Genomic DNA, 17,307 nt, shown 5'->3' with positions numbered 1-17,307 from the left:
TGCCCCGCGCAACGCGCTCAGCGCTGGCGCCACACGGCCCGCGCGCCGGACTGGCCCAGTCCTTCCATGACCGACTGCGTATGCGCGCCGGGCGCGCAGGCCTCGCCCGGCTCGTAGGCTGCACCGTCAAAGCGGGGCGCGGGTGCCGCCTGTAGCACCCCCTGGCGTTCGGCATACACATCCCGCGCACGCATGTGCGGGTGCTGCGCCGCCTCGACGGGGCTGAGCACGACGCCAAAACAGGCGTCGGTGGGCTCCAGCAGCGCCTGCCAGTGCGCACGCGGCTGCGCCAGGAACAGCGCGGCCAGCCGCACGCGGCGCACCGGCCAGGCGGCCTTGTCCCATTGCGACCCGGTGAAATCGGGGTCCTCGGCCAGCCCCAGCACCTGCAGCAGCAGGGTGTAGAACTGCGGCTCGATAGCGCCCACGGTGACGTAATGGCCATCGGCGCAGACATAGGTGTCGTAGAAGGGCGCGCTGTCGTGGATGCTCTGGCCGCGCACATCGGCCACCAGGCCGCTCTGGCGCGCACTCAGCATCAGGTTCAGCATATGGGCCGAGCCGTCCACGATGGCTGCGTCCACCACCGTGCCGCGGCCCGTGGCGCGCGCCTGCACGATGCCCGACAGCAGCCCCGTCATCAGGTACATCGCACCGCCGCCGATGTCGCCAAGCACGGCGAAAGGCGAGACGGGCCGCGCGTCCGCCGGACTGCAGCCCCACAGCGCGCCGCTGACGGCGGCATAGTTCGTGTCGTGCCCCGCACGCGGTGCCAAAGGTCCGCTCTGGCCCCAGCCCGTCATGCGCCCGTACACCAGGCGCGGGTTGACCGCCATGCACTCCTCGGGGCCCAGACCCAGGCGCTCCATCACGCCAGGGCGCATGCCCTCGATGAGCGCATCGGCCTCGGTCACCAGAGCCAGCACCAACTGGCGCCCCTCCTCGGTCTTGAGGTCGGCAAACACCGAGCGCTTGCCGCGATTGAGCAAGGCGCCGGTGGTCTCGCGGCCCTTCGTCTCGCGCACCACGGAAATGACGTCCGCACCCAGGTCGGCCAGGTGCATCGCACAAAACGGCCCCGGCCCCAGGCCGCCAATCTCCAGTACGCGCACGCTGTCCAGAACCTTCACGATGTCTCCTTGGTAGATGTTGTATGGGTGGCGGGCGCGGGTATCAGGTGAGGCCGGAGGCCCCGAGCACGCTCTCCACCGAGCGCACCAGCGTGCGCAGGCGCGGGCCCAGGTCTGTCTCCAGCCGGGCGTACATGGGGCTGAACACCGGCACCGAGACGGCGAACACCCAGAGTTCCCCGTCCTGCGGCTGCGACATGGGCACGGCGATGGATTCGATCTCGCGGTGCAGGTCGCCGTGGCTGCGGCAGAAGCCGTGGCGCGCAAAGTCGTCGCGCGCGTCCGTCAGGCGCTGCTCCAGCCACGCGGCGCGCTGCGGGTCGTTGCGCTGCAGGTCCTGCAGGTAGGCCTTGCGCTCATCCTCGGCCATGCCCAGCAGATAGGCGCGGCCCGTGGCCGTGCGCGACAGCGAGATGGGCACGCCGATTTCCTGGCGGAACACGGTGTTTCCCATGCCGTTGGCCAGCTCCACCATGCACAGCCGGCGCTTGTGGCCCACGGCCAGCTGCACCTGCCCCTCGGTCAGGTCGGCCAGCGCCTGCATGTGCGGCCGGGCGAACTGGCGCAGGGCCATGCGCGTGAGCACGGGCGAGGACAACTGCAGCAGGCCCAGGCCGGGCACGTACTTGGACAGCCGCTCCGAGTAGCGCAGCAGGCCCAGCTCGCACAGCGTGTCCGTCAGGCGAAACAGCGTGGGCTTGGGCAGGCCGGTCAGGTCCATCAGCTCCTTGGCGCTGAGTTCCTGGCACTTGCTGGAGAAGCACCGCAATATGGAAACGCCACGCACCAGGGCGCTGACCAGTTTGCCGTCCGGATCTGCGTTCACGTTCACATTGACCTCAAAAAGCTTGAGATTTTCACCTGTTTCAAAGTCAGGTCTGCGGCCACTGGAAGGGCATCGGCCTTTTCTCCAGGAAGCAGCGCACGGCCTCGCGGTGCTCGGGCGTGCCCATGGCCAGGGCCTGGGCGTTGGCCTCCTGCTCCAGCAGCGACGGCAGGTCGCTCGCGGCCAGCGCGAGCGAGCGCTTGATCAGGCTCAGCGCCACGGGCGATGCGCCCACGAAGCTGCGCGCAATCGCCTGGGCGCGCGCCTGCAGCGCATCGGGCTCTACCAGCTCGGCGGCAATGCCCAGGCGCAGCGCCTCTTCGGCTTGCACCTCGCGGCCCGATAGCATGAGCTCTCGCGCACGCTGCACGCCCACCACGCGCGGCAGGGTGTAGAACGCCGCGCAGTCCGGCACCACGCCCACGCGGATGAACGACATGGCAAAGCGCGCGCGGGTGCTGGCAATGATGAAGTCCGCCGCCAGCGCCAGGCTGAAGCCCGCGCCATAGGCCGCGCCATCCACCGCCGCAATCACCGGCTTGTCCAGCAGCATCAGGTCCTTGAGCCAGTCGTGCAGGCTGGTCAGGCGCTGGCGCCAGCCGCCGTTGTCCAGCCCGCTGGCGGCGATGTTGGAGAGGTCGCCGCCCGAGCAGAAATGCGCGCCCGCGCCCGTCAGCACCAGCGCGCGGATGGCCGGGTCGGCCTGCACCTGGCGCACCACCGCGGCCATCTCCCCGCGCATGGCGGGGTCGAAGGCGTTGCGCTTGGCGGGGTTGCTCAGGGTCAGCGTGGCCACGCCGTCCTGCACCTCGAAAACGATGCGCTCGTAGGCCTGGCTCATGCCGCGCTCCGCGGCACGTACGACGCGCGCATGTCGCGCCCGCCGCGCAGCGACGATCCGCCGTCCACCGGGATGACGGCGCCCGTCACGTAGCCCGCCTGTGGCGACGAGAGGAACAGCGCCATGTTCGCAATGTCATCGAGCGTGCCCATGCGCTGCAGCGGCACGGTGGCGACCGCGTTGGCCAATGCCTCGGGCGTGGGCGCCAGGCGCCGCATGCCCTCGGTATCACCGATCGGGCCGGGCGCGATGGCGTTCACGCGCACGCCCACCTCGCCCCATTCCATGGCCAGCACGCGCGTCATCATGTCGATGCCGGCCTTGGCCGCGCAGGCATGCACCTGGTACATGGTGGGGTTCACGCCCTGCGGCGCCGAGATGTTGATGACGCTGGCGCCCGGTTTCTTGAGCATCGGGTACGCCAGGCGCAGCACGTGGAAGCTGCCGTTCAGGTCGATGTCGATCACGGTCTTGAAGCCGTTGGGCGACAGGTCGGCCGCGGGCGCGATGAAGTTGCCCGCCGCGCCCGAGACCAGCACGTCGATGTCACCGAACTGCGCATGCGCCTGGCGCAGCGCGGCGTCCACCGCAGCGGGGTCGCGCACGTCGGCGCTGATGCCCAGCGCCTGCGCACCCAGCGCGCGCAGGCCTTCGGCCGCCTGCTGCACCTTGTCGGGCGAGCGGCTCATGACCACCACGTGGGCGCCCGCGCGTGCAAACGCCTGGGCGATGCCGAGGTTGATGCCGCTGGTGCCGCCGGCCACGAAGACGTGGCGGCCTGCGAAGGAGGAGGACTCAGCCATGGCGCCCTCCTTTCAGTCCAGCTGCAGCTTCTGGCTGCGGATCAGCGCGCCCCAGTCCTGCCGGTCGCGCTCCACCATCTGCGAGAACTGCTCGGGCGGCATGCCGCCGGGGCGGCCGCCCAGCTCGCGGTAGCGTTGGACCACGGCCGGGTCCTGCAGCACGGCGATGAGGTTGTCGGTGAGCTTCTTCACGACGGCCGGCGGCGTCTTGGCAGGCACGAAGAAGCCCATCCAGCCCACCTTGTCGAAGTCCTTCATGCCCAGCTCGGTCATGGTGGGCACGTCGGGCAGCTCGGGCTCGCGCGTGGCGCCGGTCACGGCCAGCGCACGCAGCTTGCCATCCTTCACATGGCCCAGCGACCCCGTGAGGTTGTCGAACATGAACTGGGTCTCGCCGGCCACGATGGCCATGGTGGCAGGTGCCGAGCCCTTGTAGGGCACGTGCACCACGTCCACCCCCGCGCTTTGGCGCAGCAGCTCGCCCATCAGGTGCGTGGTCTGGCCCACGCCCGCGGACGAAAAGGCCAGCTTGCCCGGCTCGCGCTTGGCCGTGGTGAGAAGCTCCTTCAGGCTCTTGATGGGCGATTTCACCGGCACGACCAGCACGTTGGCGAACGAGATCATGTCGGTCAGCGCCACGAAGTCCTCGGCCTTGTAGGGAAGCTTCTGGTAGGCGGTGTAGTTGATGGCGTTCGAGCCGGTGTTACCCACCAGCACGGTGTAGCCGTCCGGCTGCGCGCGCGCCACGAGACTGCTGCCCAGCGAGCCGCCCGCGCCGGGCTTGTTGTCCACCACGATGGGCTGGCCCAGCCGCTCGCTGAGCTTTTGCGCCATGAAGCGCACGGGCGTGTCGGTGGTGCCGCCGGCCGCGCCGGGCACGACGAAGGTGATAGGGCGTGTGGGCCAGGCGGCGTCGGCCCGTGCGGGGTGCGACGCCGTCAGGGCGGCCAGGCCCAGCAAGGTGGTGGCGCCTGCGAGGCGCAGCGCGTGGCGGCGGGGAGGGAATGGCATGGTGGTGTCTCCTGGGGTCCTTGCGGCACTGCGGCCGCTTTTGCTATGAATTAAATAGCCATTAACGCTGGATGGACGGGCGTCAACGCCTCTTTTTGCTTCAAGCGCCCTTCCAGACCGGCGCGCGCTTCTCGGCAAAGGCCGCAGCGCCCTCGCGCGCGTCCTGCGAGGCGAATACCGGCGCGGTGATGGCGGCCTGGCGCTCGAACATCTCGGCCTGCGACCAGTCGGCCGACTCCTGCGCCACGCGCTTGCTAGCAATCAGCGCCAGCGGCCCGTTGGCGGCCACGGCCTGGGCCAGCTCCAGGGCGGCGTCCAGCGCTTGGCCGGTCTCGACCAAGCGGTTGACCAGGCCATGGGCGTGCGCGCGCTCGGCGCTGAACATCTCGCCCGTGAGGATGGCTTCCATCGCCACGTGGTAGGGCAGGCGCCTGGGCAGGCGCAGCAGCCCGCCGGCCGCGGCGGCCAGGCCGCGCTTGACCTCGGGAAGGCCGAATTGGGCCGTCTTGGCGGCGACGATCAAGTCGCAGGCCAGCACGGTCTCAAAGCCGCCGGCCAGGGCATAACCCTCCACGGCCGCAATCAGCGGCTTGCGCGGAGGCTGCTGTGTGAGGCCCAGGAAGCCCCGCCCCGGCAGGCTGGGACGCTTGCCCTGCAGAAAGCCCTTCAGGTCCATACCGGCGCAGAACGTGCCGCCCGCGCCGGTGATGACGCCCACCTGCAGCGCGGGGTTGCGGTCCAACTCGTCCAGCGCCGCCGCCATGGCCTCGGCCATCTCCAGCGTGGCGGCGTTGCGCGCCTCGGGGTTGCTCAGCGTCATGACTAGCACGTTGCCGCGCACTTCGACCCATACCGTGGATGCCATCACAAATTCCTTTCAGTTGTTCGCCGGGTTACATGGCCCGTGTCGCATGCAACCGGCACCTCAGCCCATTACTCCGAAGGCCGCGGAGCAGGCCACGCCAGCAGACGCCGTGGAGCCGGCTTTGCCGGGCCACTGGCGTCGTCCCCCTTCCCGGAGCGCGAAGCGCGCAGAGAGAAGGGGCTGAGGGGCCGGCTCCGAGCCTGCCTGCGCAGGCTTGGACGTCCCCGAAGAGCTGTCGCCTCTGGCGGCTGCACGGAGGGGCGCTCCTCAGGGGGTTGTTATCTAGGCGCCATGCGGATGGCCCCATCCAGGCGGATGGTTTCGCCGTTGAGCATGGGGTTCTCCAGGATGTGCAGGGCGGTCATCGCGTACTCGCTGGGGTGGCCCAAGCGCGCGGGGTTGGGCACCGACGCACCCAGAGACTGGCGCACGGCCTCGGGCAGCTTGGCCAGGATGGGCGTATCGAACAGGCCCGGTGCGATGGTGCACACGCGGATGAACTTGGAGGCCAGGTCGCGCGCCGCCACGATGGTCATGCCGATCACGCCGGCCTTGGACGAGGCGTAGGGAATCTGGCCGATCTGCCCCTCGTAACCCGCCACCGAGGCGGTGAGCACGCACACGCCGCGCTCGCCGTCGATGGGCTCGTTCTTGGCCATGGCAACGGCCGCCAGGCGCAGCGTGTTGAAGGTGCCGATCTGGTTCACGCGGATGATGTTGATGTACTTCTCCAGCGAGCCGGGGCTGCCGTCCTTTTCGATCAGGCGCACCGGGCCGCCGATGCCCGCGCAGTGCACCAGCGCGCGGAAGTTGCCGAACGCCTCGGCCGCGGCGATGGCCTGCTGCATCTGGCCTTCGTCGGACACATCGGCCTTCACATAGCGCAGGCGGCCGGCGTATTGCTGTTCCATGGCCTGGCCCCGCTCGTCGTTCAGGTCCACGGCCACCACGTTCAAACCACGCTCCAGCAGCGCGATGGCCGAGGCCTCGCCCAGGCCCGAGACCCCGCCCGTGACGAGGGCGGTCATTCCTTTTTGCAGCTTCATGCTTCTTTCCTCATTTTGTCTTCCAGCGCCCGTCCATCAAGCGCCAGCAGCTATCAAATCAATAGTTACAGACGTTCGATGATGGTGGCGTTGGCCATGCCGCCGGCCTCGCACATGGACTGCAGGCCGTAGCGCTGGCCGCTGTCTTCCAGCGCGTGCAGCATGGTGGTCATCAGGCGCAGGCCCGAGGCGCCCAGCGGGTGGCCCAGGGCGATGGCACCGCCGCGCGGGTTCAGGCGCTCACCGTCGGCCTTCAGCTCCTTCTGCCAGGCCAGGGGCACGGAGGCGAAGGCCTCGTTGATCTCGTAGTGGTGGATGTCGTCCAGCTTCATCTTGGCCTTGGCCAGCACGCGCTGCGTGGCCGGGATGGGGGCGGTGAGCATGTACAGCGGGTCGTCGCCCACCACGTCGAAGGCCACGAAACGCGCACGGGGACGCAGGCCCAGCTGCTGGGCACGCTGCTCGCTCATGATGAGCATGGCGCTGGCGCCGTCGGTCATCTGCGAGGCATTGCCGGCCGTGGTGGCCCACTGGATCTGCGGGAACCGCGCGGACAGCTCCGCGTTCTCGAACACGGCCTTCAGGCCGGCGAGCTTTTCCACCGTGGTGCCGGCGCGGATGGTCTCGTCTGCCGTCACGCGGCCGGCAGGGGTGTCGATGCCCACGATCTCGCGCGCAAAGCCTCCGCTGGACTGCGCCGCGTGGGCACGCTGGTGCGAGCGCGCGGCATAGGTGTCCAGCGCGGTGCGGTCCAGGCCCCATTGGGCGGCCACCAGGTCGGCCGAGACACCCTGCCCCACCAGGCCGGGGGCGTAGCGGGCGTCAAAGCGCGGTCCGGTAGTGTTCTTGCCCATGCGCGAGCTGCCCATGGGCACGCGGCTCATCGACTCCACGCCGCAGGCGATCACGATGTCCTGCGTGCCCGCCATGATGGCCTGCGCCGCGAAGTGCACGGCCTGCTGGCTGGAGCCGCACTTGCGGTCGATGGTGGTGGAAGGCACGTGCGCAGGCAGGCCCGCGGCCAGCCAGGCCAGGCGCCCGGGCGTGCCCGCCTGCTCGCCGGCTTGGCTCACGCAGCCGCAGATCACGTCGTCCACCGTGCCGGGATCCAACTGGTTACGGGCGACCAGTTGCTCCAGCACCTGCGAGAGCAGGTCCACAGGATGCACCTCGGCCAGTGCGCCATCGGGCTTGGCCCGGGCCATGGGGCTGCGGATGGCATCGACGATGACGGGAATATTCATGCTGACTCCATGTGTTTATGAGACAAATGATCCATTAAAAATGATTTTCAGCCGGTTTGAATGTGCTGAAGACCGTGTTTACCCGATGTGTTTTGGTCTGTACGCCTGAAAAAATCGTCTCACACAACATTTTTGTGAGACATGCATTTCGCATTTTTGGGTGACTCCAGTCCCCATGGCGGCGCACCGAGGAGCAACGGGTGACAGGTATGCAGGACTTCTTTGGCCGCGCGGCGGCAGCTCCCGACCGGGTGGTACTGGTCATGGCCGAGACAGGCGCGCGCTTCACCGCCGGCGAAGTGGCGCAACGCGCCCTGGCGATGGCACAGTGGCTCCACACCCAGGGCCTGCAGGCGGGCGAGCGATTCGCGGTGGTGCTGGAAAACCGCGTCGAGATCCTGGCGCTGGCGCTGGCGGCCCGGCAGGCCGGCCTGTATGCCGCCGTGCTCAGCACGCACCTGACACCGGCCGAGGTGGCCTACATCGTGCAGGACTGTGGCGCGCGGCTGGTGGTGGCGTCCGCCAAGACCCTGCCCCAGCTGGCCGAGTTGCAGGCCCACCATCCCCTGCCGTGCTGGACGGTGGACGAGGCCCCTGCGCAAGCCACGTCGGTGCAGGCCCCATCGCTACAGGCCGCGCTCGACGCCCTGCAGGGGGCGCCTGCGGACTTCGCCGACCGACCGCTGGGGCGCGATCTGCTGTATTCCTCGGGCACCACGGGCCGGCCCAAGGGCGTGCTCAAGCCCCTGTGGCCCGCCCACCTGCGCGGCCAGACCGACCCCGAAGCACTGGGCACGGCGCGCATCATGGGCATGGGCGAAGACACCGTGTACCTCTCGCCCGCGCCGCTGTACCACGCCGCGCCGCTGCGCTACACGCTGCGCGTGCTGGAGCTGGGCGGGCAGGCCGTGATCATGGAGCGCTTTGACGCCGAGACCGCCCTGGCCCTCATCGAGCGCTACCGCGTCACCCACAGCCAGTGGGTGCCCACCATGTTCGGCCGCATGCTCAAGCTGCCCGAGGCCGTGCGCCAGCGCTACGACCTGTCCAGCCACCGCGTGGCCATCCACGCCGCTGCGCCCTGCCCCGTGGATGTGAAGCACGCCATGCTCGACTGGTGGGGCGACATCCTCATGGAGTACTACGCGGGCTCCGAGGGCTGCGGCACGACGATGATCAATTCGGCCGAGTGGCGCCAGCGTCCCGGCTCGGTGGGCCGCCCCACCACGGGCCGGCTGCACATCGTGGGCGACGACGGGCAGGAGTTGCCCGCGGGCGAGATCGGACAGGTGTACTTCTCAGGCGGCGGACAGTTCAGCTACCTCAACGACGAGGAGAAGACGCGCCAGGCCATCAATGAGCGTGGCTGGATCACCTATGGCGACATCGGCCATGTGGATGCCGAGGGCTACCTTTACTTAAGCGACCGGCGCGCAGACCTGATCCTCTCGGGCGGCGTCAATCTCTACCCGCAGGAGATCGAGAACGCCCTGATGCGCCACCCCGACGTGTACGAGGTGGCCGTGGTGGGCGTACCCCACCCCGACTTTGGCGAGCAGCCCCTGGCGGCCGTAGTGCTGCGCCACGGCGCGCAGGCCTCGCTGGACACGGCCCGCGCCATTGCCGCCCAGGCGGCCGAAGTGCTGGCGCGCATGAAGCTGCCCCAGCGCGTGGTGTTCGTCGATACGCTGCCGCGCCTGGAGACCGGCAAGCTGCTGCGCCGCAAGCTGAAGGAGCGCTTTCGTGACGAGCCGCAGGCGGGTTTTGCCCTGCGAGACTCCTGAAACCATAGCTACTAGCGCTTACTAGATAAGCGCCAAAGCCCATTTTGATATTTAGACCCTGAGACACCGACCATGCAAGACCTGATCCAGCGCACCGTTTTCCGTGAAGACCATGAACAGTTCCGCGACGCCGTGCGCCACTTCTTCGACAAGGAAATCGTGCCGCACCTGGCCGATTGGGAGCGCAACGGCATCGTGCCCAAGGAAGTGTGGCGCAAGGCCGGCCGCGAAGGGCTGCTCAACACCATGCTGCCCGAGCCCTACGGCAGCGGCGGTGACTTCGGCCATGCGGCCGTGTTGATCGAGGAGGTAGGCCGCACCAACGCCACGGCGCTGGGCTTTCCGCTGCACTCGGACATCGTGGCGCCCTACATCTACGCCTACGGCAACCAGGAGCAGCACGACCGCTGGCTGCCCAAGATGGCCGCCGGCGAAATGATCGGCGCCATTGCCATGACCGAGCCCGGCGCGGGCAGCGACCTGAAGTCCGTGCGCACCACGGCCAAGCGCGAGGGCGACCACTACGTCATCAACGGTGCCAAGACCTTCATCACCAACGGCATCAATTCCGAGATCGTGATCGTGGTCTGCAAGACCGCGCCCGACCTCGGCGCCAAGGGCGTGTCGCTGATCGTGGTGGAAGAGGGCACGCCGGGTTTCAGCAAGGGCCGCAAGCTGGAAAAGATCGGCCTGATGGGGCAGGACACCTCCGAGCTGTTCTTTGACAACGTGAAGGTGCCCGTGGGCAACCTGCTGGGCGAGGAGAACATGGGCTTCAAGTACCTGATGCAGGAGCTGGCCCAGGAGCGCCTGGTGGTGGCGGTGCGCGCGGCCCGCTGCATCGAGTCCTTCCTGCAAAAGACCATCGACTACACGCGCGAGCGCAAGGCCTTCGGCCAGACCGTGTTCGAGTTCCAGAACACGCGCTTCAAGCTGGCCGAGGCCAAGGCGCAGGCCACCATGCTGCGCACCTTCGTCGACGAATGCATGAAGCTGCACATGCAGCGCAAGCTGACGCCCGAGCGCGCCGCCATGGTCAAGCTCAACGCCACGGCGCTGCAGAACAAGCTGCTCGACGAGTTCCTGCAACTGCACGGCGGCTACGGCTACATGACCGAATACCAGGTGGGCCGCGCCTGGACCGATGCCCGCATCGGCCGCATCTACGGCGGCAGCGACGAGATCATGAAGGAAATCATCGCCCGCACGCTGTAGCACGAGCCATTCCCTTTCTACATAAAACCCAAGGAGACAACACCATGGCATTCACCCGGCGCAAGACCCTGGGCCAATGGCTGCCCCTGATCGCCCTGGCCGCCACGTGCGGCGTGGGCGCCGCACAGGCGCAGGACCATTACCCGAGCAAACCCATCCGCGTCATCGTGCCCTATCCGGCTGGCGGCGGCACGGACATCATTGCCCGCCTGATCGGCACGCAGCTGTCCCAGCGGCTGGGCCAGGCCGTGGTGGTGGAAAACAAGCCCGGGGCCAGCGGCATCCTGGGCAACGACACCGTGGCCAAGGCGCCCGGCGACGGCTACACGGTGCTCATGGGCATCACCACCGTGGTGCAGATCCCGGCGCTGTACAAGAAGGTGCCCTACAAGCTCAGCGACCTGGCCCCGGTGTCGCAGGTGGCCAAGTCGGCCGACCTGCTGATGGTGCCGCGCAGCTCGGGCGTGACCACGCTGCAGCAGTTCGTGGACAAGGCCAAGGCAGCCCCCGGCACGCTCAACTTCGGCAGCTACGGCAACGCCACCTCGTCGCACATGAACGGCGAGCGCTTCAAGCAGAAGGCCGGCATCGACATCACGCACATTCCCTACCAGGGCTCGGGCCCCGAGATGGCGGCCATGCTGGGCGGGCAACTGTCGCTGGCCTTCGTGGACGCCACGGCCGCCTACCCGCACATCAAGTCGGACAAGATCAACATCCTGGCCATCACCGGCGCACAGCGCCACCCGGCCCTGCCCCAGGTGCCCACCATGACCGAAGCCGGCTACCCCGGCCTGGAGGCCAACGGCTGGTTCGGCATGTTCGTACCCGCCACCACGCCCAAGGCCATCGTGGACAAGCTGGGCAGCGAGGTGAGTTCCATCGTCAAGTCGCCCGAGCTGAACAAGCGCCTGACCGAGATGGGCCTGATCCCCGTGGGGTCCCTGCCCGACGACTTCAAGGCCCAGATCGACAAGGACGCTGCCCACTGGAAGGCCGTGGCCGAGGCCGCCAAGATCTCGATGGACTGAGATGAAACGACGCCCCCGAGTCGCTTCGCGCCTGGCCCCTACCCGCTCTCGCATTGCTGCCATGCGGGCAGGGGGACGCAGCCTCGCTACGGGGCGGCGCGGCCGGCCTAGGCCAGCATAGGCCGGCATAGGCCCTTGCTTGGTGGCGGCCCTGGCTTGGGGTGCACCGGTTGCATGGGCTACGGGCGGTGCGTAGCGCTATGGATAACTGAGAGGCCATACAGGCAAAGGAGACGCGCGATGAAACACGAAGCCCACCCCCTTGGATGGAACCGGCGCCACCTGCTGGCCCTGGCCGCCGCAACCGCGGCGGCAGGCCCGCTGGGCGCACGGGCGCAGACCGCGCCCACCGGCTTCGCCACCCGCCCCGTGCGGGTGGTGGTGCCCTTTGCCGCCGGCGGCGCCACCGACGTGATCGCCCGCATACTGGGTGAGCGCATGGCGCAGCGCTTTGGCCAGTCGGTGGTGGTGGACAACAAGCCCGGCGCGGCCGGCCTGATCGCCGGCGAGATGGTCGCCAAGGCGCCGCCCGACGGCATGACGGCGCTGCTGGGCACCACCTCGTCGATGCTGACCAACAAGTACCTGTACAAGAAAACGCCCTACGACCCGCTGACCGAGCTGACCCCGCTGGTGCGCGTGTGCCTGGCGCCGATCGCCCTGGTGGTCACCGCCGACACGCCGGCGCAGAACCTGCAGGACTTCATGGCCTGGATCCGCTCCCAGAAGGGCAAGCTGACCTATGGCTCCTACGGCATCGGATCGCACGGCCAACTGGCCTGCACCACGCTCAGCGAGGCGGCCGGCGCCGACATGACGCATGTGGCCTACAAAGGTGAGGCGCCGATGGTGCAGGACCTGCTGGGCGGACAGATCAAGATCGGCATGGGCAGCCTGCTGTCGCTCAAGGCGCACGTCGACGCGGGCAAGCTGCGCGCGCTGGCCCTGACCGGCCCGCGTCGCGTGCCGCTGCTGCCCGAGGTGCCCACCTTCACCGAGGCCGGCTACCCACAGGATGCGCTGTCGATTGTGGGTTGGTTGGCGATTGCCGGCCCCAAAGCCATGCCGGCCGACGTGGCGCGGCAATGGGCCCAGGCCGCCAACCACGCCGTGGCCAGCCGCGAGGGCCTGGCGCGCATCATCGCCGCCGGCTTCGTACCGGTGGACGACGACACGCCCGAGAAGTTCGCCCGCCTGTGGGCCCAGGAAGCCCCTGTCTGGGGCCGCCTGCTGCAAGCTGCAGGCGTCCAACCCAGCTGAGCAGCCCCACTGGCCGCCCGCTGGCGCCTAGGCGATGGCGGATGCAGTGGAGCGGGCGATCAGCTTGAAGCTGCCCGTCGCCATGGCCACCAGCGTGCCGTCCTCGGCGCGCACTTCGCCGCGCACGAAGCTGATGGAGCGGCCGCGCCGCTCGCAGCGCGCGGTGGCAATCAGATCGCCCGTGCCCGCGGCGACGTAATGCAGCGTCAGGTCGATGGTGGCCACGCCATAGGCAGCCGGGTCGTGCGCGCGCGCCGCCGCAGCTAGCGTGCAGTCCAGCAGCGTAGCGATCGATCCGCCGTGGACCTCGCCACGGCTGTTGGCCTGGTCCGCCTGGAAGCCCATGCGCACCTGGGCCATGTCGTGGCCGATGCGCTCACCGCGCAGCGCCATGGCGCGGGCCATGGCCATGGGCAGGCCAAAGAACATGTCGGGGGCTTCGCCGGCGAAGGGGCTCAGGGGAATGTCGGCGGTGATGGAAGACGGTTGTTGCATGAAGGGGATTGTCAGTGGTTCATGGTGCACCCGCACGGCAGGGCCCAGGCACGGGCGGCCGCGCAAGCGGCCTATGCCGGCCGCGCCGCGCTGGCGCAACCGCGAGCGGGGGAAGCGGCGCAGCGGCTCAGGGGGTGTCAATCCACTCTTGCCCCCGTGGACTTGACCACGGCGGCCCAGCGCGTGATCTCGCGCTCGATGTGCGCCTGCAGCGCCTCGGGGGTGGAGCCCACGGGCTCGTAGCCGCCGGCAGCCAGTTGGGATTGCAGCTGGGGCTGGCGCAGCGCGGCGGCGATCTCGCGGCTCAGGCGCTGGGTGATCTCGGGTGGCGTGCCGGCTGGCGCGATCAGCGCATACCAGCCGGTCACGTCAAAGCCGGCCATGCCCTGCTCCTGCACCGTCGGCACCTCGGGCGCCAGGGCCGAGCGCTGCGGGCTGGTGACGGCCAGCGCATGCATGCGCCCGCCGCGGATGTGCGGCATGGAGGTGGAGATGCTGTCGAACGTGAGGTCGATGTCACCCGCCAGCATGGCATTGACCACGCCGGCGCTGCCTTTGTAGGGCACGTGCGTCATCTTGACCCCAGCAATGCTGCTGAAGTATTCCGCCGCGAGGTGCCCGGTGTTGCCGTTACCGGCCGAGCCAAAGGTGAGTTTGCCCGGCGCCGCCTTGGCGGCCTGGATCAGCTCATGGATGTTTTTTGCAGGCAGCTTGCCGCTGGCCGCCACCACCATGGGCAGGTTGGCCACCAGCGACACGGGGGCGAAGTCCTTGCGCGTGTCGTAGGGCAGCTTGGGGTAGAGGCTGTCGTTGATGGCATGCGCTGCCAGCACCATGAACACGGTGTAGCCATCGGGCTTGGCCCGCGCCACATACTGCGAGGCCAGTGTGCCGCCCGCCCCGGGTTTGTACTCCAGCACCACGGGCTGGCCCAGCTGCTGCTGCAACTGCATCGCCAAGGGGCGCCCCAGCAGGTCGGCGCTGCCACCAGGCGGGTAGGGAATCACGAGCTGGATCGGCTTGGCGGGCCAGGCGTCCGCGGCGTAGGCAACGGGCGCCAGCAGGGCGCTGGCGGTCAGGGCCATGCTGGCGAGCAAGGCGCGGCGCAGCCGCGAGGGACGAGGCAGTGACATGGCAGTCTCCGGGTGGTGAGAGGAAAGTCAGCCGGCGATGGGCGCCGCTTGCAGGTACTGCTCGCGCAGCGTGCGCTTGAGCACCTTGCCGATCTCGCTGCGCGGCAGGCGTTCGACCAGCCGCAGGTCGGCCACGCGCTGGGTCTTGCCCACGCGGGTGTTCAGCCATTCGCGCAGCTCTTCGGCGATGGGCTGTGCGCCCGAGCGCGCCACCACGTAGGCCACGGGGGTCTCGCCCCACTGCTCGGAGGGCACGCCGACCACGGCGCACTCGGCCACCTGGGGGTGCTGGCACAGCACGGCCTCGATGTCGCTCGGGTAGACGTTGAAGCCGCCCGTGATGATCATGTCCTTCTTGCGGTCGCCCAGCACGATGAAACCGTCCGCGTCCAGCCGGCCCACGTCACCGCTGCGGATGTAGCGCCGGCCTTCAGCGTCGAACCACTCGGCCTCGCGCGTCTTGCCCTCCAGGCGGTAGTAGCCGCTCATCATCCCGGCCGAGCGGCCGACGATCTCGCCCTGCTCCCCGGCGGGCAGCTCGCGCCCCTCCTCGTCGATGAATCGGATGTCGGCGCCCTCGCCGGGGCGGCCCACGGTGTGCAGCTTGGTCGGGTGGTCGTGGCAGTGCAGCTCGCAGCGCACGCCGCCCTCGGTCATGCCGTAGTACTCGATGAGCCGGCCAGGCCAGCGCCGCAGCACCTCGGCCTTGAGCGCCGCGCTGAAGGGCGCGCTGGTGCAGAACTTGTGTTGCAGCCGGCTCAAGTCGGTGCGATCAAAGTCCGGGCAGGCCATCAGGCGCTGGTATTGCACGGGCACCAGCATGGTGTGGGTGGCGCCGTGCTGCTGGGCCAGCGCCAGATAGCGCGCGGCATCGAACTTGCGCATCAGCACCAGCGTGCCGCCCAGCGCCAGCGTGGGCAACGCCGCCACCAGCGTGGTGTTGGAGTACAGCGGCGTGGCGCACAGCGAGACGGCATCGGGCCCATAGCCATTGGTGACCGCGCGCCGCACATGCGCCCAGCGCATGGCCCAGGACTGCACGATGCCCTTGGGCACGCCCGTGGTGCCCGAGGAATAGATCACGTTGAACGGCCAGTCGGGCACCGGCGTGATCGGCGCCGGCGCGCCGTCGCCCTGGGCCAGCCATTGCGACCAGGGCTCGCCCGCCTCGGGCGCACCGTCCAGGGCCACGCAGCGCAGCGCAGCGCCGGCATGCAACGGCCATTGCGCGGCCACCTCGCGGTCACGCAGCACCAGGCGCGCGCCGCAGTTGTCCAGCATGGCGCTCAGGTGCTCCGCCGTGGCCGAGGGCGCGAGCGGCGCCACGGCCACGCCAGCGCGCAGCGCGCCCAGATAAGCCAGCACATATTCGACCGAGGTGCCTGCGCAGATGGCCACCACGTCACCGGGTTGCATTCCGTCGCGCTGCAGGCTGCGCGCCACGCGGTCCATGCCGGCGCGCAGCGCGGCGTAGTCCAGCCGCTGGCCCTCCAGGACCAGGGCGGTGTGGCCAGGGCGGTGCGCGGCCTGGCGTTCAATCAGTTCGGGCAGCGAGCCGAAGGGCTGGGCCAGCAGGTGTTCGATGTCTGGATGCATGGAATCGGGAGAGCAGTGAAAAGAGGGGGCGCGCGCCCCGCCTGGGTTATTCGAGGGACAGGCCCGCCGCCTTGACGATCTGTGCCCAGCTCTTGCGTTCCTGGGCGATGAAGGCGTCGTACTCGGCCGGCGTCTCGCCACCGGGCACGCCGCCCAGTTCGGCAAAGCGCTGGCGCACCTCGGGCGTTTGCATGGCCTTGCGCGCCGATTGCTGCAGGCGCTCGACCACCGCATCGGGCGTGCCGGTCGGCGCCAGCAGGCCGAACCAGGCCGTGACTTGCATGGGCACGCCGGCCTCGGCCATGGTCGGCACATCAGGCAGTTGCGCCGAGCGCTCGGCGCTGGTGATGGCCAGCGCGCGGAACTTGCCGGCCTTGATGTGCGGCATGGAGCTGGGCAGGTTGTCGATCATGAAATCCACCTGCTGCCCCAGCAGCGCCGTGACGGCAGGCGCCGCGCCGGGATAAGGCACGAGGGTCACTTCGATACCGGACTTCTGACGGAACATCTCCGAGGACATATGGGGCGACTGCCCCACGCCCGAGGTGGACACATTGAGGCGGCGCGTCTTCGCCAGGCTGACCAGCTCCTGCGCACTGCGCACGGGGGAGTCGGCATGGACCACGAGGATGTTGGGCACGGAGATCACGTTGGTGATGCCGCGCAGGTCGCTTTCCTTGTAGCTGAGCTGCTTGTAGAGGCTGAAGTTGATCGCCACCGGGCCGATGTTGCCCATGAGCAGCGTGTAGCCGTCGGGCTTGGCGCGCGCCACCTGCGCGGTGCCGATGCTGCCGCCGCCGCCACCTTTGTTCTCCACGACGATGGAAGTGCCCAGGTCCTTGGCCATCTTCTCGGCCAGCACGCGCGCCGCGATGTCGGTGGTGCCGCCCGCAGCGGCTGGCACGACGATGGTGATGGGACGCTCGGGCCAGGCAGCCCAGGTGGCCAGCGGAAGGGCGGTCAGGCAGAGGGCAAGCAGATGGCGGCGCAGGGGCATGTCGTGTCCTTGTCGTGTGCGATGGGGTTC

The 17,307-nt window shown here is 69.0% G+C and carries 16 protein-coding genes; 4 read left to right on the top strand and 12 right to left on the bottom strand.

The window, feature by feature from the left end:
* Nucleotides 1-17: 17 nt before the first annotated feature.
* The 8 genes from QY917_RS14435 to QY917_RS14400 all read right to left on the bottom strand — a co-directional run bounded on the left by QY917_RS14435 (nucleotide 18) and on the right by QY917_RS14400 (nucleotide 7,766).
* Nucleotides 18-1,130: a CaiB/BaiF CoA-transferase family protein gene (locus tag QY917_RS14435; RefSeq protein ID WP_123675361.1), complete on the bottom strand. Its 1,113-nt coding sequence runs from the start codon at nucleotides 1,128-1,130 to the stop codon at nucleotides 18-20.
* A 43-nt stretch (nucleotides 1,131-1,173) separates the two neighbouring features.
* Nucleotides 1,174-1,956 (bottom strand): IclR family transcriptional regulator, encoded by a 783-nt coding sequence (locus tag QY917_RS14430; RefSeq protein ID WP_162844532.1) that lies wholly within the window; start codon nucleotides 1,954-1,956, stop codon nucleotides 1,174-1,176.
* Between the two features lie 46 nt (nucleotides 1,957-2,002).
* Nucleotides 2,003-2,797, bottom strand: coding sequence for an enoyl-CoA hydratase/isomerase family protein (locus tag QY917_RS14425; protein WP_123675362.1), 795 nt, complete (start codon nucleotides 2,795-2,797; stop codon nucleotides 2,003-2,005).
* Nucleotides 2,794-3,600 (bottom strand): SDR family oxidoreductase, encoded by an 807-nt coding sequence (locus QY917_RS14420; RefSeq protein ID WP_123675363.1) that lies wholly within the window; start codon nucleotides 3,598-3,600, stop codon nucleotides 2,794-2,796. The genes QY917_RS14425 and QY917_RS14420 overlap by 4 nt, the downstream gene beginning before the upstream one ends.
* Before the next feature lie 12 nt (nucleotides 3,601-3,612).
* Nucleotides 3,613-4,611: a tripartite tricarboxylate transporter substrate binding protein gene (locus QY917_RS14415; protein ID WP_123675364.1), complete on the bottom strand. Its 999-nt coding sequence runs from the start codon at nucleotides 4,609-4,611 to the stop codon at nucleotides 3,613-3,615.
* Nucleotides 4,612-4,711: 100 nt separating this feature from the next.
* Nucleotides 4,712-5,476 carry a crotonase/enoyl-CoA hydratase family protein gene (locus tag QY917_RS14410; RefSeq protein ID WP_123675365.1) on the bottom strand — a complete coding sequence of 255 codons (765 nt, stop codon included), beginning with the start codon at nucleotides 5,474-5,476 and terminating at the stop codon, nucleotides 4,712-4,714.
* 278 nt (nucleotides 5,477-5,754) lie between these two features.
* Entirely contained in the window at nucleotides 5,755-6,522 is a 768-nt protein-coding gene (locus QY917_RS14405) for an SDR family NAD(P)-dependent oxidoreductase (RefSeq protein ID WP_123675366.1), read from the bottom strand.
* A 65-nt stretch (nucleotides 6,523-6,587) separates the two neighbouring features.
* Nucleotides 6,588-7,766 carry a thiolase family protein gene (locus QY917_RS14400; protein WP_123675367.1) on the bottom strand — a complete coding sequence of 393 codons (1,179 nt, stop codon included), beginning with the start codon at nucleotides 7,764-7,766 and terminating at the stop codon, nucleotides 6,588-6,590.
* 209 nt (nucleotides 7,767-7,975) lie between these two features.
* Here QY917_RS14400 and QY917_RS14395 point away from each other — a divergent pair, with 209 nt between their 5' ends.
* The 4 genes from QY917_RS14395 to QY917_RS14380 all read left to right on the top strand — a co-directional run bounded on the left by QY917_RS14395 (nucleotide 7,976) and on the right by QY917_RS14380 (nucleotide 13,056).
* On the top strand, nucleotides 7,976-9,550 hold the full coding sequence (locus QY917_RS14395; RefSeq protein ID WP_123675368.1) for an AMP-binding protein: 1,575 nt from the start codon (nucleotides 7,976-7,978) through the stop codon (nucleotides 9,548-9,550).
* A 72-nt stretch (nucleotides 9,551-9,622) separates the two neighbouring features.
* On the top strand, nucleotides 9,623-10,765 hold the full coding sequence (locus QY917_RS14390; RefSeq protein WP_123675369.1) for an acyl-CoA dehydrogenase family protein: 1,143 nt from the start codon (nucleotides 9,623-9,625) through the stop codon (nucleotides 10,763-10,765).
* A 44-nt stretch (nucleotides 10,766-10,809) separates the two neighbouring features.
* The gene (locus QY917_RS14385) at nucleotides 10,810-11,796 is read left to right on the top strand and encodes a tripartite tricarboxylate transporter substrate binding protein (protein WP_012655225.1); all 987 of its coding nucleotides are present in this window, start codon (nucleotides 10,810-10,812) and stop codon (nucleotides 11,794-11,796) included.
* Between the two features lie 240 nt (nucleotides 11,797-12,036).
* The gene (locus QY917_RS14380; RefSeq protein WP_123675370.1) at nucleotides 12,037-13,056 is read left to right on the top strand and encodes a tripartite tricarboxylate transporter substrate binding protein; all 1,020 of its coding nucleotides are present in this window, start codon (nucleotides 12,037-12,039) and stop codon (nucleotides 13,054-13,056) included.
* Between the two features lie 27 nt (nucleotides 13,057-13,083).
* Here QY917_RS14380 and QY917_RS14375 read toward each other — a convergent pair whose 3' ends face one another.
* From QY917_RS14375 to QY917_RS14360, 4 genes are all read right to left on the bottom strand, one after another.
* Entirely contained in the window at nucleotides 13,084-13,551 is a 468-nt protein-coding gene (locus QY917_RS14375; RefSeq protein ID WP_123675570.1) for a PaaI family thioesterase, read from the bottom strand.
* Between the two features lie 137 nt (nucleotides 13,552-13,688).
* Nucleotides 13,689-14,684 (bottom strand): tripartite tricarboxylate transporter substrate binding protein, encoded by a 996-nt coding sequence (locus QY917_RS14370; protein WP_012655222.1) that lies wholly within the window; start codon nucleotides 14,682-14,684, stop codon nucleotides 13,689-13,691.
* 27 nt (nucleotides 14,685-14,711) lie between these two features.
* Entirely contained in the window at nucleotides 14,712-16,280 is a 1,569-nt protein-coding gene (locus tag QY917_RS14365; protein WP_123675371.1) for a class I adenylate-forming enzyme family protein, read from the bottom strand.
* Between the two features lie 46 nt (nucleotides 16,281-16,326).
* Entirely contained in the window at nucleotides 16,327-17,277 is a 951-nt protein-coding gene (locus QY917_RS14360) for a tripartite tricarboxylate transporter substrate binding protein (protein ID WP_012655220.1), read from the bottom strand.
* Between the last annotated feature and the right edge of the window lie 30 nt (nucleotides 17,278-17,307).

The sequence above is a fragment of the Diaphorobacter sp. C33 genome (assembly GCF_030503915.1).
GTDB lineage: Bacteria > Pseudomonadota > Gammaproteobacteria > Burkholderiales > Burkholderiaceae_C > Diaphorobacter > Diaphorobacter nitroreducens.
This window is presented reverse-complemented; position numbering and strand designations above follow the sequence as displayed.

What these genes read in the sequence shown, in the direction of transcription:
- QY917_RS14425 (WP_123675362.1), bottom strand. Translation starts at nt 2,797, where the DNA reads ATGAGCCAGGCCTACGAGCGCATCGTTTTCGAGGTGCAGGACGGCGTG.
- QY917_RS14420 (WP_123675363.1), bottom strand. Translation starts at nt 3,600, where the DNA reads ATGGCTGAGTCCTCCTCCTTCGCAGGCCGCCACGTCTTCGTGGCCGGC.
- QY917_RS14415 (WP_123675364.1), bottom strand. Translation starts at nt 4,611, where the DNA reads ATGCCATTCCCTCCCCGCCGCCACGCGCTGCGCCTCGCAGGCGCCACC.
- QY917_RS14410 (WP_123675365.1), bottom strand. Translation starts at nt 5,476, where the DNA reads ATGGCATCCACGGTATGGGTCGAAGTGCGCGGCAACGTGCTAGTCATG.
- QY917_RS14405 (WP_123675366.1), bottom strand. Translation starts at nt 6,522, where the DNA reads ATGAAGCTGCAAAAAGGAATGACCGCCCTCGTCACGGGCGGGGTCTCG.
- QY917_RS14400 (WP_123675367.1), bottom strand. Translation starts at nt 7,766, where the DNA reads ATGAATATTCCCGTCATCGTCGATGCCATCCGCAGCCCCATGGCCCGG.
- QY917_RS14395 (WP_123675368.1), top strand. Translation starts at nt 7,976, where the DNA reads ATGCAGGACTTCTTTGGCCGCGCGGCGGCAGCTCCCGACCGGGTGGTA.
- QY917_RS14390 (WP_123675369.1), top strand. Translation starts at nt 9,623, where the DNA reads ATGCAAGACCTGATCCAGCGCACCGTTTTCCGTGAAGACCATGAACAG.
- QY917_RS14385 (WP_012655225.1), top strand. Translation starts at nt 10,810, where the DNA reads ATGGCATTCACCCGGCGCAAGACCCTGGGCCAATGGCTGCCCCTGATC.
- QY917_RS14380 (WP_123675370.1), top strand. Translation starts at nt 12,037, where the DNA reads ATGAAACACGAAGCCCACCCCCTTGGATGGAACCGGCGCCACCTGCTG.
- QY917_RS14375 (WP_123675570.1), bottom strand. Translation starts at nt 13,551, where the DNA reads ATGCAACAACCGTCTTCCATCACCGCCGACATTCCCCTGAGCCCCTTC.
- QY917_RS14370 (WP_012655222.1), bottom strand. Translation starts at nt 14,684, where the DNA reads ATGTCACTGCCTCGTCCCTCGCGGCTGCGCCGCGCCTTGCTCGCCAGC.
- QY917_RS14365 (WP_123675371.1), bottom strand. Translation starts at nt 16,280, where the DNA reads ATGCATCCAGACATCGAACACCTGCTGGCCCAGCCCTTCGGCTCGCTG.
- QY917_RS14360 (WP_012655220.1), bottom strand. Translation starts at nt 17,277, where the DNA reads ATGCCCCTGCGCCGCCATCTGCTTGCCCTCTGCCTGACCGCCCTTCCG.